This is a genomic window from Actinopolymorpha cephalotaxi, assembly GCF_013408535.1.
In the GTDB taxonomy this organism is placed as follows: Bacteria; Actinomycetota; Actinomycetes; order Propionibacteriales; family Actinopolymorphaceae; genus Actinopolymorpha; species Actinopolymorpha cephalotaxi.
Window position 1 is genome coordinate 6,846,178 of record NZ_JACBZA010000001.1, and the last position, 12,408, is coordinate 6,858,585.

Below are 12,408 nucleotides of genomic sequence, written 5' to 3' on the forward strand. Positions count from 1 at the left end.
GCCCCGGACGCACGTCAGGTTCGGGGCCGGCGGGGCATCCGGAGGTCAGGTGCGGTGGAGGGCGACCTTCAGGGCGCCGGTCTCCTGCGGACGGGAGAACACGTCGTACGCCTGTTCCATCTCGTCCAGGTCGAAGCGATGAGTGACGAACTTGTCGGCGTCGAGCCGGCCCGCGGCCAGCATCCGCAGCAGGGTCGGGGTGGAGTACGTGTCCACCAGGCCGGTCGTGATGGTGACGTTGCGGCTCCACAGGTCTTCCAGGTGCAACGTGGCCGGCTTGCCGTGCACGCCGACGTTCGCCACGTGCCCGCCGGGGCGGACCAGGCGGGTGCACAGTTCGAACGTGGCCGGCACACCCACCGCCTCGATCGCGACGTCCGCGCCGAGACCGTCGGTGAGTTCGGCCACCATCGTCTCGGCGTCCTCGCCCGGCCCGACCAGTACGTCGGCGCCGAGCCGTTTGGCCGCGTCCAGTCGCGTCGGGGCCAGGTCGACGGCGACGAGGTGGCTCGGGCTGAAGAGGGCGGCGGTGGTGAGCGCTGCCAGGCCGATCGGCCCCGCGCCCACGACGACCACGACGTCGCCGGGGGAGACGCGGCCGTTGCGTACGCCGACCTCGTAGGACGTGGGCAGGATGTCGGCGAGCATGAGTACGGCCTCGTCGGCCGCGCCGTTCGGGACGCCATAGGTCGAGGTGTCGGCGAACGGCACCCGCACGTACTCGGCCTGCGTACCGTCGACGAGATGTCCGAGCATCCAGCCGCCCCCGCCAAGACACTGGCCGAACGCCCCCGTACGGCAGTAGCGGCAACGGCCGCACGCGCTGATGCACGACACCAGCACCCTGTCGCCCGGCCGGATCATCCTCACCGCTGAGCCGACCTGCTCGACCGTGCCGACCGCCTCGTGCCCGAACACCCGGCCGGGCTCGACCTCGGGCACGTCCCCGTTGAGGATGTGCAGGTCGGTCCCGCAGATGGTTACCGTGTCCACCCGTACGATCGCGTCGCTGTCCTGTTCCAGCTCCGGCTTCGGGACCTCGCGCCACGCGCGCCGGCCCGGCCCGTCGTACACCAGTGCCTTCATCGTCGGCTCCTCGCGTCGGTGTCCCCGCTGGTGTCGCCTCGCCCACCATGCCAGCCGTCGGTCCGAACGGGTCAGGGTCGCAAGTCCCTTCCGCAGTGAACCCCAGTGAACGGAGTTGGTCCGTGCGGCTCAGATCGGCACAGGTCGGTGACTACGAGACGCTGCGCACCCTGTGGCGGCAAACGTTCCCAGAACTCCGCTCACCGGGCCCCGACCCGGCCGACGTCGCTCGCACCGGGCAGGTGGTCGTCGGGGAGATCGAGGGTGAGGTCGTGGCCTGGGCGACCATCGCGCAGATGACTGGAGGTCTGCCGAGAGGTTCGCGATCGGCTGGAGATTCGTGGGTACGCAGTGCTTCACCGATCGTGGGGTGCCAAGCTCGAGTTGACGGACGCGACCGATCCCGAACGGTACCGGGCGTTCGCCGATCAGGCGCTCGCGGCGGGATACGACGTTCGGGAGCTCGGCCCCCGCGATGCCGCCGCGGCACATCGGCTCTATGCCGCGAACCGGCCGGACTTTCCCTCCACGCCGTCCACCGAGCCCGACCGGTACACGGAGGAGGAGTTCACCGGCCTGATCGGAGCAGGTCGCGCCTTCGGAGCCTGGAACGCCGATCGCCTGTGCGCGTTGACGGTGATGCGTCAACAGGGCCCTGACAGGGCGGGTACGGAGATCATCGTGACCGACCGGGCCGAGCGCGGCCGGGGCCTGGCGACGGCGGTGAAGGCGTACGCCATCCGCACACTGTGGCAGGAGGGCGTACGCCACTTCGGCACCGGCGGCGCGGAGGTGAACGAGGCGTCGCTGAAGGCCAACCTGCGACTGGGCTACGAGATCGAGCCACTGTGGCTCACGTACGGACGGGTGGCCCGAACGCCCGCGCGTTCCGGCCACCCGACCTGCGCCTGACCCAGACGGCGCCGCAGGTTCAGCGCGACTGTCCTGACGCCCCTGACGCCTCGATTGCCGCGAAGTCGACCAGCTGGTAACCGGTCTTGGTCTGTGCGTAGTAGAGCCGATCGTCGTTCAGCAGGCGGAAGCCGTCGTCGTCGGAGGCCGCGATCCGTCCGGCCTTCTTGGTCTCCACGTCGTAGATGAAGCTCGGTGATCCGCCGATGAAGACGAACCGATCCCGTGCGGGCTCGATGGCGAACCCGAAGGACGCCACCCCCGAGCCGGCACCGGGGACCGCGCGGAGGCCGGTCCCGTCGCGGCGCTGCACGGCGCCGCCGTCCTTGGAGTCGCCGACGCACCACTGCACCCGGCAGAGCCAAGCTCCCTTCCTGTCGGTGGCGGTCCGAACCTCGCCGGTCCGCAGGTTGCGCAGGGTGCGGTAGGCGATCTGGTCGGGTACGTCGCCGGACCCGGACCCGGACCAGGACTTCGGCAGCGGGCTGCCCACCCACGGCCACCGCACCAGTGCGGACTTCTCGGTTCCCTTGAGGAGCTCGGCAGTTCCGCCGGAGAGCGGTGCCTGGTAGACGCCGCCCTTCTTCAGGGACCAGTAGACCTTGCCGTCGGCGATGGTGACCGTCATCGCCTGCACGACATCGTCGGAGTACACCTGGCCGACGCGATAGCTGTCACCGCCGGTCAGCGGGGCCGCCCAGAGTTCGATGCTCCTCCGGCCGTTGTCGTCGCGGGACGTCCACCACGCCACGTGGCCTTCGCCGACGGTGAAGTCCGACGCGAAGATCTTCGTGTCCTTGGGTGCGTTCAGCGTGGTGACCTTGCGGGTCGCCTTGCTCGTGAGGTCGTACAGCCGGAGTTCGCCGGCGTTCTCGTAGCCGGCGTCGACCGAAACCAGCAGCGTGTGCGAGTCGGCCATGGTCAGCGGCCTGAACTTGCGTCCGTCGGGAAGCCTGTTGGGGATGGTGTGTACGGCGCCGGGCCACACCTTGTCGATGGGCTTGGCGCCCAGCGCCTTCGACACCGGGTCCTGGCCGGGGGCCGGGTCCTTGGTCGCCGCCGCCTGCGGCGCGGCCGGCGCGAGGTTGGTGTTTCCGGTCTCCTCGCGGCTGTTGAACGCGACCGCCGAACCGGCGATCACGGCGAGGGCGGCCCCGCCCGCGAGGGCGACCTGTGCACGCTGCTGCCTGCGCCGCCCCTTGCGTTCCAGGTGGTTGAGCAGGCCCGGCTCCGGTGCGGGCGCACGACTGGCCGCGGCCTCGAGACTGCGAACGAGTTGGTTCTCCACCTGCCGTGTCATCGCAGCTTTCCTTCCTTCGTACCGGCATCGACCAGATCGGCGGGCCCAGTGACCCGGGTCCGCAGTTTGTCCAGAGCCCGGGCCGCCTGACTGCGGACCGTTCCGCGGGAGATGTTGAGGACGTCCGCGATCTCCTCGTCGGTGAGGCATTCGTAGTAACGCAGTACGACCACCGCACGCTGGCGTCGCGGCAGCGCGCTCAGCGCCTCCCACATGGCGTCGCGAAGCTCGGCCTTCTCGTGGGAGTTGTCGACGTACGCCTGTTCGGGCGTGGCGGCGACGAGCTTCTCGCGCCGCATTCGCCGCCAGATGCTGACGTGCAGGCGGGCCATCGTCGTGCGTACGAACAACTCGGGCTCACGTTTGTTGTGGACCCGTGGCCATGCCGTACGCAGCCGTAGGAGCGCCTCCTGCATCAGGTCGGCGGCGTCGTGCGGGTTCCCCGTGAGCACGTATCCGTAGCGGAGCAACGCCTGGGCGCGGTTCGCCACGAACAGCTCGTAGCTCCCGATCTCCTCATCCACCGTGCCTCCTCCAGTTCTCTACGCCCGAGACGCCGGAGTACGCCGAACTGTTGCACGTGTGCCGCATCGGTGTGCGGGCTACAGCAGGGAGTGCCGGTGCAGGGTGAGGCCCGGGGGAGCGAGGTCGTCGAGGTCGGTCGCGGTGAGCACCTGGCGAGGGGTGTACCACTCCTGCCCCGGCTTGTGCAGCACCCAGCCGCCGCCGAGGATGACGGCCGCGTGCGTGGCGGTCCCCTCGGTGTTTCGCCAGACCAGCACGGTGCCCGGCACGTCTTCGGTCTCTCCCGCCGTGCAACGGGCGCACAGCCAGGCTTCGAAGGGCTTGTCGGCGGCGTCGCGAACGCCGGTCGCCGCGATGACGGTGGCGAAGCAGTTCGTCGCGCCGGAGTCGAGGGTGCTTCCCCTGCTGCCGCGGGCGAAAGTCCCGCTGAGTGCGCGGGCGCCGGGGAGAATCACCGCGGCCGCGCGCCAGACCTCCTCCGGCACCGAACGGCGCTTGCAGGGAAGCTGGTTCTCGCTGACCCACCGCGGAAGTAGGTCGTCAAGGTGGGGCTCCACCAGGCTCGGCCACCAGACGAAACGCGACCCGTCACCCTGCTCGCGCACCACCCGCGCGTCGAGCAGGTCCGTCCAGACGTCGACAGTGGCCACGGCGCCTCGCCCGTGCCGCACCTGTGCTCGGACGAGCTCCGCGCGCGTGTCGCGAGGGAGAGCGTGGAAGTCGCGCTCGTCCAGCCACACCACGGCCAGCTCGTCGGCGACGTTCCACTCCTCGTAGGTGTCGCGGAGCTCCGGCGACCGCTCGCGGACGGGGTCCGGAGTGAGTCCGAGCCGGCCCGCCTCGGCCGCGGTCAGAAAGAACGGCTGACAGGACGGCGCCAGCCAACCGGCCCAGCGCCGGAGCAAGGCGCGGTTGACATCGATCCCCAGCACCTGCACGGTCGCGGTGTCAGTCACCGCTTGACACACGTGTAGGCGCCGTAGGCCGCACCGGCGTACGCTACCTCGACGATCTCGAAGCCGCACGCCTCCAGCATCGGCTCGAACAGCCAGCGGTAGGTGCTGTGTTCGGTCTGGATGTGCTCGACGTAGTCGTCGCTGGTGTAGCCGGCCGCGGGGTCGTCGGCGGCGTTGGCCAGCCACGAGTCGAAGATCTCACCCGCCTGGTCCGGGCCGAAGTCGTAGATCAGGTCGCGTACCCGCAGCACGCCGCCCGGGCGCAGCATGGCAGCGATCCGGAGCAGCGCCTGCGTCTTCCAGAAGTCCGGGAGCTGGTGGAGCGCATGCCGGGTGTAGACGGCGTCGGCGGGTTCGCCGGTGTGGTCGTACGACAGAAATCCCGCGCGTACGCACTCCAGGTTCGACAGGCCCCGCTGCTCGGCGCGTTCGCGCATGCTGGCCACCATCGCCGGTGAGATGTCCACGGCGACCACCCGGCCGAAGCGCCCGGCGGCGGCCAGCGCGAACTGGCCGGTGCCGGCACCGAGATCCACCACGGTCGCGTCACCGCCCACACCGTGGGACGCCAGCGCGGCCAGGTCCTCCGAGGGGTCGGGGTGGCCCTGCTTGCGGTCGAAACCGGCGACGAAGTCGGCGTCGAGGTGTTCCTGCCCGGCGTGGGCGAGTTCGTCGATGAACCATTGAGTACGCACCGGACGATCGTCGGCCGATCGCTGACGGCGTGCAATCGAATTACGCCGGGATGACGACCAGCTTGCCCTTGGTGTCGTCGACCCACGGGTGACCGAGGTACTTCCGTCCGTGCACGCTCTTCCACAGGTGCAGCTCGCACCGCCCGCTGACGCCGGAGCGGCAGCGGACGCCGGTCCCGATGGCGTTGGCCGCGGCGCCGTCGAGGACGAGACCGGTGATGCTGTGGCCGCCGCCGGTCACCAGCTCGACCACGGTGTCGGCGGACTGGGCGAACGGCGAGGTGATCGCCCAGCCCCAGCCGCGGACGGAGACACCGACGGCGAAGTCCTCGAAGAACGGCGCGGTGACCACGACGTTGAAGGTGGACGTGGAGTTGGCCCGGATGCCGATGGAGTTGGCCACCGGTCCTTTGACGCTGGAGTTCTTGAAGCGCGGGTTGCGGATCTCGACGGCGTGGATGACGGTGCTCTTGCCGGTCTCCTCGGGGTCGTGTAGGTCGATGCCCGCCTGCACGCGTTCGAACGCGCAGTCGGCGATGGCGACGTTGTTGATCGGGCCGTTGCCGGTCGGAAGCGACTGCGGCTTGATGACGATGGCGGCGCGTCTGGCCCGTACCCCCTCGGTGCCGAACCGGTAGAAGCTGCAGTCCCTGATCGACCCGACCCAGCTCGACCAGACCCGGACGCCCGTACGGTCGCCGAACGCTCCGTCGAAGTTCACCCGGTCGACGATCCACTTCCGGCCGTACTGACGGATGTCGAGCATCGGCGCAAGGGAGGTCGAGGAGGAGCGGATGGTGAAGTCGCGCAGGACCAGCCCGCTCGGCTGGCCGTGGGCCAGCGTGCCGACCGAGATGGCGGGCGAGTCGGGCGGGGCGAGGAGCACGGTGCGTTCCGGACCGTCGCCGCGGATCTCCAGTGGGCCGCTCGCCTGCAGGGGCTTGCTGAGCTGGTAGGTGCCTGAAGGGATGAGCAGCGGGCGCGGACGCGGGCCCGCGACGGCGCGGTCGAGCGCGGCCTGCAGGGCTTTGTGCTCGTCCTTACGGCCGTCGCCGACGGAGCCGAACTCTCGCGAGTCGAGCAGGGCGGCGGTGGCGCCGGCGCCGAGGCCGATGAACCCTCGCCGGGACAGCGCCAGGCGCCCCCAGTCGAGGAGCCGGTCGACCAGGTCGTCGCTCATCCGGAAGTCAACCGCCGATCTGGCTCGTCGAAGCGTGGACACCCCCGGCCCAATTGTGCCTCCACCGCGGCTCGCGGGAAACCTGGACCGGACTCGTCACCGCGTGAACAGGCCCGCCCACAGGAAGCTCTCGCCGAACGTCGGTGAGTCGCTGTCCTGCGCCCGCATCCGGCGTACCTCGACCGGCCGCAGCCAGCCGAAGATCCGGCGCAGATCCTCCTCGCGGTACGCAAGACCTCCCGCGAGACGTCCCTCGCGGTAGAAGTTCGCATCCGGCTCCTCCGAGCCCATCGCGCCCCAGGCGAAGCTCACCAGGCCGAACGCGGCGGCGGGGCCGAGGGAGCGTTCGAGTAGCCGGCGGTAGCTGATCCGCCGGTGCGGCGGCAGGTGGTGGAAGCAGCCCGAGTCGTACACCAGGTCGTAGCCGGTGAACGCGTCGCCGAGTTCGAAGATGCTGGCCTGGACGAAGGTGACGTCCACGTTCGCTGCCGCCGCCCGCTCCTTGCCCCATCGGAGTGCGGTCGGGGAGAGGTCGACGGCGTCGACGTGGAAACCCTGGCGGGCGAGCCAGACGGCGTTGCGTCCCGGTCCGCAGCCGAGGTCGAGGGCGCGGCCTTCGTGGGGCAGGAGACCGGCCGAGTGCCAGGCGACCAGCGACTCGTCCGGTGCGTCGCGGAAGAACGGGACGCCGCGCTCGCGGTCGTCGTAGAAGCCGTCCCACCAGCCGGCGCCGCGGGCGGTCCACCGGTCCGCGTCCGCCTCGAACAGCGCGTCCATCAGCGCGAACACGTCCTCCTCGCTCGCCACGTTGCGCTCCACCGGCGCCTCCTCCTCTTGCCAACCCCGCGCTGCTGCGACGAGGGTAGCCGCCTCACTACCTTCGGAAGGTTCCTGTGCTGTTGCGCCCCCTTCTCGTGTCCGACGCCGACGAGCTCGCGGAGCTGCAGCGAGTCGCGTTCGCTGAGGAGGCGCGGCGCTTCGGCGATCCGTCGCTGCCCGCACTCACGCAGACGGTGGCGGAGTTGGCGCGGGAGATCCGGGCGAGCGCGGGCATCGTCGCCATCGCTGGAACCGAGCTGGCCGGGGTGGTCCGCACGCGGGAGACAGCCGGCACGCTGTACGTCACCCGGCTCGTGGTCGCGCCTGCTCATCAGCAACGGGGGATCGGCACGGCGCTGATGCGCGCCGCCGAGCAGCAGACGGCCGCGGTCCGCGCCTGTCTATTCGTACGTCCACGCAACGAGGCGGTGCTGGCCTTCTACCGGCGGCTCGGGTACGCCCCGGCCGATGGCGCGACGGTCGACGCGGACCAGGAACTCGTCGGGCTCACGAAGGAACTGTGCCCCCCGCACCGGGTAGGCGAACAGTCCAGCGCCTACGCCGACTCCTGAGTCGTCTCGGTTGCCGTCTCCTGCTGGCCGCGCTGGAAGGTGGCGTAGAGCCACCACAGCGAAGGGACGAGCAGGAGCGCGCCGACGGCGACCGCGCCGATCGTGGCGGCGAGTACGGCGTCGGTCGCCGCGGCCTGCCGTGCCGTCACGCCCGGCAGCAGCCGCGGATACTGACCGACACCCCAACCCCACAACAGACCCACGACCGCGGCCGCGGCGGTGATTCGTACGGCCAGGAACACCCGCAACCACAGCAACACGAGTGAGGCCAGTCCCGCCGCGACCGACAGGATGAGGAACGGCAGCGCCCGCCCGGAGGTGAGTTCGGTGAACAGACGTGGCGCGTCGGCATGCAGCACCACCAGCCCCACCGCCGCGACCAACCCGACGACGACTCCCGTCACCAGCCCGCGACGGCGAAACGACTCGGCCAGCTCAGGCAACCCGGCGCGTTCGGCGTCGCGGGTGAGGTAGACCGCCGCGAGATAGGCGCCGACGCCCACGGCGAGCGCTCCGGTCACGACGGAGGTCGGGTTGAGCCAGCTGGTGACCAGGTTGCCGCGCGCGATGCCCGCCGGCACCCGCCCGGACGCGATCGCTCCGGCGACGGTGCCGAGGAAGAACGGCGTCACCACCGAGGAGAACGCGAACGTCGCGCCGAACAGCCGCCGCTGCCACAACCGCGTACTCACCTTGCGGAACGCGAACGCCGACCCACGGGCGATGATCCCCAACGCCGCAAGGGTGAGCGGGATGTAGAGGGTGGAGAACACCGCCGCGAAGACGGACGGGACACCGGTCCACAGCATCACCAGGACGAAGATCAGCCATACGTGGTTGGCTTCCCACACCGGCCCGATGGAGTGCTCGATCAGGCCGCGTTGCTCCCGGCCGCGTTCGGCCCCACCGGCGAGCAGGTCCCATCCGCCGGCGCCGAAGTCCGCTCCGGCGAACAGCACGTACGCCGTGAGTCCGACCCAGACGAACGCGAGGATGACGTCGACGAGTGGCATCGGCAGACCTCAGGCGACCGGGTAGCCGGCGACGTCGTGTTCCTGCGGCGCCGCGGGCGCGGGCGAGTCCCGGGACAGCCGGCGCAGAACGTACACCGTCGCGATGGTGAGCACCACGTAGACCACGAAGACCAGCACGCATCCCCACACCAGCCCGGGCGCGGGGTTGACCGCGTCGGCCGTACGCAGAATGCCGTAGACGACCCACGGCTGCCGGCCGACCTCGGTGACCGTCCAGCCGGTCTCCAGCGCCACCACGGCGGCGACACCACCCAGCGAGGCCGCGCGCAGGAACCACCGCGAACGCGGCAGGTCCCGCCGCCGCCACCACGTCCACCCGAGCCACACCGACAGCAGCAGCAACGCCAGCCCCATGCCGACCATCAGGTCGAACGCCGGGTGCACGATGTTGACCGGCGGCCAGTCGCTCGGCGGAACGTGGTCGAGGCCGATGACCTCCGCGTTCGGTTTGCCGTGCGCGAGCAGGGACAGGCCGTACGGAATCTCGATGGCACCCCGCAACTCGCCGTTGACAGCGATGCCGCCCACGCTCAGCGGTACGCCGCGTCCGGTCCGGAACAGGCCCTCCATCGCGGCCAGCTTGATCGGCTGGTGGTCGGCGACGAAGCGGGCCGCCCAGTCGCCGACGACGAGTTGCGCCGGCGTGACCACGGCCGCCACCGTGAACGGCACCAGGAAACCCAGTCGGTGGTAGCGATCGGTGCGGCCACGAAGCATCCCGACCGCGTAGACTCCGGCGATGCCGAAGCCGGCGACCATGAACGCCGCGAGGATCATGTGCGTCGTCTGCGGAGGTGTCGACGGGTTGAACATCGCCGCCCACGGATCGACCGCCACCACCTTTCCGTGTGCGACGTCGAAGCCGGTCGGCTGCTGCATCCAGGCGTTGGCCGTCACCACGAAGAACGCGCTGGCGACCCCGGCGACGAGGACCGGTATCCCTGTCAACATGTGCTTGACGGGTGGCAGCCGATCCCATGCGTACAAGTAGATGCCGAGGAAGATCGCCTCGATGAAGAACGCGATGCCCTCCATGGCGAACGGGAGGCCGATGACCTGTCCGTAGACGCCCATCAAGCCCGGCCACAGCAGGCCCATTTCGAACGACAGAATGGTGCCGGACACCGCGCCGACCGCGAAGAGCACGCCCATCGCCCGCGCCCAGCGCCGCGCCAGCATCCGGTAGGCCGGATCCCCGGTGCGGTGTCCGCGCCACTGCGCGATCAACGTGATCGCCGGCATGCCGACGCCCAGGCAGGCGAGAACGATGTGCCAGCCCAGGGACAGCGCCATCTGCGTCCGGGCCGCCACCAGGTCGGCGTACGTCGCGGGCGCGGTCAGCAACACCACGAATAACGGTTTACCCAGACAGGGGCAGTACGGAATCCATCCGCAGCCAGCGGGCCAGGTCCTCGATCTCGCGGCGTACGGCGGCGGTGATCGTTTTCGTGAACGGCACGTCCTGGTGGATGGCGTGCACCCGGAGCAAGCCGGTCTTGCGGTCCGCGGTGGCGTCCAGCTTGCCTACCAGCCGGTCGCCGTACAGGATCGGGAGCGCGTAGTAACCCCAGCGCCGCTTGGCGGCCGGCTTGTACATCTCCAGCTGGTAGTCGAAGTCGAAGAGTTCGAGGGTACGCCGGCGGTCGTGGACCAGCCGGTCGAACGGCGACAACAGCGCGGCCCGGCCGGGAAACGCCCGGCTGGACAGGGGCTCATCGAGGTAGACCGGGTCCACCCGCCAGGTGCCGTTGACACCCTCGACCACCGCGGGTTCACCGGCCTCGCCGACGTCCCACGCCTCGGTCGGGCTCTCCGCCGTCCTGGCGCGGGCGACACCCAGCGAACGCAGCCGGCGTTCGTCCCGGATGCGTGCGGCCTCCGCCGACGGGACCACCGGGTCGCCGGGGTAGACCCGCGACGCTAGGTCCCACAGCCGCTCCCGGCCCCTGCGCCCGGCGATCGCGACCTCTCCGCGCGCCACCATGATGTCGAGCAGCTTGATCACGTTCTTGTTGTTGGTCCACCCGGTCGAACTCCACGGCACCGCGCAGGTGTCCGGCAGCTCCCGCGACGTCAGCGGTCCGGAGGCGCCGAGCCGGTCGATGATGTCCCGCCGGCAGGCGTCGTTGGCCCGCACCCATTCCCGACGCGACACCTGCCAGTCGCGGAGTTCACCGGACCCGGGCCACGCCGCCATGTCGGCGCGGTAGAGCGCGAGGTCCCCGGCCGGCCGGAGCATCGCCGCGAGCTCGATCAGCTGCCGTTTCTCCAGGGCGGCGACCAGGTCGCCCGGGTCGTACGACGAACCGAGCCGGCTCCACGCCACCAGGTCGGCGTTCGGGGCGATCGCCGCCGTCGGGTCCAGCTGCAACATGGTCAGGTGCCGCACCAGGTCGAGCAGATCAGTCGGCCGCTGCTTCAGGAGGAGCTGCGCGCGGACGGCGATGCGGCGAGCCTCCGTGCGGGACAGCCGGTGCGGCTGGGTCGGCTCATGCACGGTCATGACGCCCGCGGAGTCCAGACGTACGGAATGGTGGTGGCGACCTTGAACGTGCCCAGCCGTTCGAGGATCGGCCGGCTGTCCTCGGACGCGTCCACCTGGAGGAACTCGAGTCCCTTGGCCCGCGCGATCCGCGCGCGCTCGGCGACCAGCGCGCGGTAGATGCCCCGGCCGCGCCACTCCGCCAGCGTCGAGCCGCCCCACAGCCCGCCGAACCTGGTGCCCGGCATCACCACCAGCCAGGCCGCGGCCACCACTGTCCGAGCCGGGTGAGCAGTGTGATCAGGGCGAGCGGCGTCGTCGGCCTCGGCGACCAGGACGGCGATGTCGTCCGGGCTGCCGGCGACGCGGTCGGCCAGGTCGTCGGCCAGCCAGGACCAGTCCTGCGACCACACCTCGGACTCCATCGCGGCGATCCGGTCCAGATCGGCCCGGCCGGCGACGGCGCGGATCGTGACGCCCTCCGGCACCCGGCCGGCGTCCAGGACGTCGGTCACCCGGCCGACGACCACCGACTCCTCGTCCTCGGGCACGAACCCGGCCGCCTCCAGGAAGCCGCGCAGCCGCGGGTGGTCGTTGCTGTAGTACTTCCACTCCACCGCTTCGTTCCGCTCGGCGAAGAAGTCCCGCGCGCGCCGGACGTAGCCCTCCACCTCGTCGTCCGAGACGCCGGCGAGCCCGTCGGAGAACACGAAGGCGCGATGCGGCGTGGTCACCCGCAGCACCCGGCCGTCCGGGTGCGGGGTCCACGTGAGCGGCATCCGGGCGGCGACGGTGGCCCTCACCTGGGCGTCGTGGGCGGCGAGGAGCTCGGCGGGGGTCGACGTGG

The 12,408-nt window shown here is 70.6% G+C and carries 13 protein-coding genes; 2 read left to right on the forward strand and 11 right to left on the reverse strand.

Annotation, left to right across the window (positions count from 1 at the left end; translation table 11 throughout):
* Window positions 1-45: 45 nt before the first annotated feature.
* Window positions 46-1,086 (reverse strand): zinc-dependent alcohol dehydrogenase family protein, encoded by a 1,041-nt coding sequence (locus tag FHR37_RS30705; protein WP_092880005.1) that lies wholly within the window; start codon window positions 1,084-1,086, stop codon window positions 46-48.
* A 384-nt stretch (window positions 1,087-1,470) separates the two neighbouring features.
* Between FHR37_RS30705 and FHR37_RS30710 the strand changes: the two genes are divergently transcribed.
* Window positions 1,471-1,998, forward strand: a complete 528-nt coding sequence (locus FHR37_RS30710) for a GNAT family N-acetyltransferase (RefSeq protein ID WP_139238770.1) — start codon at window positions 1,471-1,473, stop codon at window positions 1,996-1,998.
* A gap of 19 nt (window positions 1,999-2,017) precedes the next feature.
* Here the strand turns inward: FHR37_RS30710 and FHR37_RS30715 are convergent, their stop codons facing one another.
* From FHR37_RS30715 to FHR37_RS30740, 6 genes are all read right to left on the reverse strand, one after another.
* The gene (locus FHR37_RS30715) at window positions 2,018-3,298 is read right to left on the reverse strand and encodes a hypothetical protein (RefSeq protein WP_092880011.1); all 1,281 of its coding nucleotides are present in this window, start codon (window positions 3,296-3,298) and stop codon (window positions 2,018-2,020) included.
* The gene (locus tag FHR37_RS30720) at window positions 3,295-3,822 is read right to left on the reverse strand and encodes a SigE family RNA polymerase sigma factor (RefSeq protein WP_092880014.1); all 528 of its coding nucleotides are present in this window, start codon (window positions 3,820-3,822) and stop codon (window positions 3,295-3,297) included. Before FHR37_RS30720 ends, FHR37_RS30715 begins: the two co-directional genes overlap by 4 nt.
* Before the next feature lie 78 nt (window positions 3,823-3,900).
* Window positions 3,901-4,779 carry a hypothetical protein gene (locus FHR37_RS30725; protein WP_202817861.1) on the reverse strand — a complete coding sequence of 293 codons (879 nt, stop codon included), beginning with the start codon at window positions 4,777-4,779 and terminating at the stop codon, window positions 3,901-3,903.
* Window positions 4,776-5,474: a class I SAM-dependent methyltransferase gene (locus FHR37_RS30730; protein ID WP_092880017.1), complete on the reverse strand. Its 699-nt coding sequence runs from the start codon at window positions 5,472-5,474 to the stop codon at window positions 4,776-4,778. Before FHR37_RS30730 ends, FHR37_RS30725 begins: the two co-directional genes overlap by 4 nt.
* A 40-nt stretch (window positions 5,475-5,514) precedes the next feature.
* A complete protein-coding gene (locus tag FHR37_RS30735; protein WP_092880020.1) occupies window positions 5,515-6,654 on the reverse strand; it encodes a glycosyl hydrolase family 28-related protein in 1,140 nt (379 codons plus the stop codon).
* A 96-nt stretch (window positions 6,655-6,750) separates the two neighbouring features.
* A complete protein-coding gene (locus FHR37_RS30740; protein WP_092880023.1) occupies window positions 6,751-7,473 on the reverse strand; it encodes a class I SAM-dependent methyltransferase in 723 nt (240 codons plus the stop codon).
* Window positions 7,474-7,553: 80 nt separating this feature from the next.
* Between FHR37_RS30740 and FHR37_RS30745 the strand changes: the two genes are divergently transcribed.
* Window positions 7,554-8,045, forward strand: coding sequence for a GNAT family N-acetyltransferase (locus FHR37_RS30745; protein ID WP_175542299.1), 492 nt, complete (start codon window positions 7,554-7,556; stop codon window positions 8,043-8,045).
* Here the strand turns inward: FHR37_RS30745 and FHR37_RS30750 are convergent.
* The 4 genes from FHR37_RS30750 to FHR37_RS30765 form a co-directional block, all read right to left on the reverse strand.
* The gene (locus FHR37_RS30750) at window positions 8,030-9,058 is read right to left on the reverse strand and encodes a cytochrome d ubiquinol oxidase subunit II (RefSeq protein ID WP_092880029.1); all 1,029 of its coding nucleotides are present in this window, start codon (window positions 9,056-9,058) and stop codon (window positions 8,030-8,032) included. The genes FHR37_RS30745 and FHR37_RS30750 overlap by 16 nt on opposite strands.
* A gap of 9 nt (window positions 9,059-9,067) precedes the next feature.
* Entirely contained in the window at window positions 9,068-10,429 is a 1,362-nt protein-coding gene (locus tag FHR37_RS30755; protein WP_237768521.1) for a cytochrome ubiquinol oxidase subunit I, read from the reverse strand.
* A gap of 10 nt (window positions 10,430-10,439) precedes the next feature.
* Entirely contained in the window at window positions 10,440-11,582 is a 1,143-nt protein-coding gene (locus tag FHR37_RS30760) for a DNA glycosylase AlkZ-like family protein (protein WP_092880031.1), read from the reverse strand.
* The coding region (locus tag FHR37_RS30765) for a GNAT family N-acetyltransferase (RefSeq protein WP_179771038.1) at window positions 11,579-12,408 on the reverse strand (830 nt) is incomplete at its 5' end. The genes FHR37_RS30760 and FHR37_RS30765, both read right to left, overlap by 4 nt.

Coding starts and splice junctions, on each gene's coding strand:
- FHR37_RS30705 (WP_092880005.1), bottom strand. CDS start 1,086: ATGAAGGCACTGGTGTACGACGGGCCGGGCCGGCGCGCGTGGCGCGAG.
- FHR37_RS30715 (WP_092880011.1), bottom strand. CDS start 3,298: ATGACACGGCAGGTGGAGAACCAACTCGTTCGCAGTCTCGAGGCCGCG.
- FHR37_RS30735 (WP_092880020.1), bottom strand. CDS start 6,654: ATGAGCGACGACCTGGTCGACCGGCTCCTCGACTGGGGGCGCCTGGCG.
- FHR37_RS30750 (WP_092880029.1), bottom strand. CDS start 9,058: ATGCCACTCGTCGACGTCATCCTCGCGTTCGTCTGGGTCGGACTCACG.
- FHR37_RS30760 (WP_092880031.1), bottom strand. CDS start 11,582: ATGACCGTGCATGAGCCGACCCAGCCGCACCGGCTGTCCCGCACGGAG.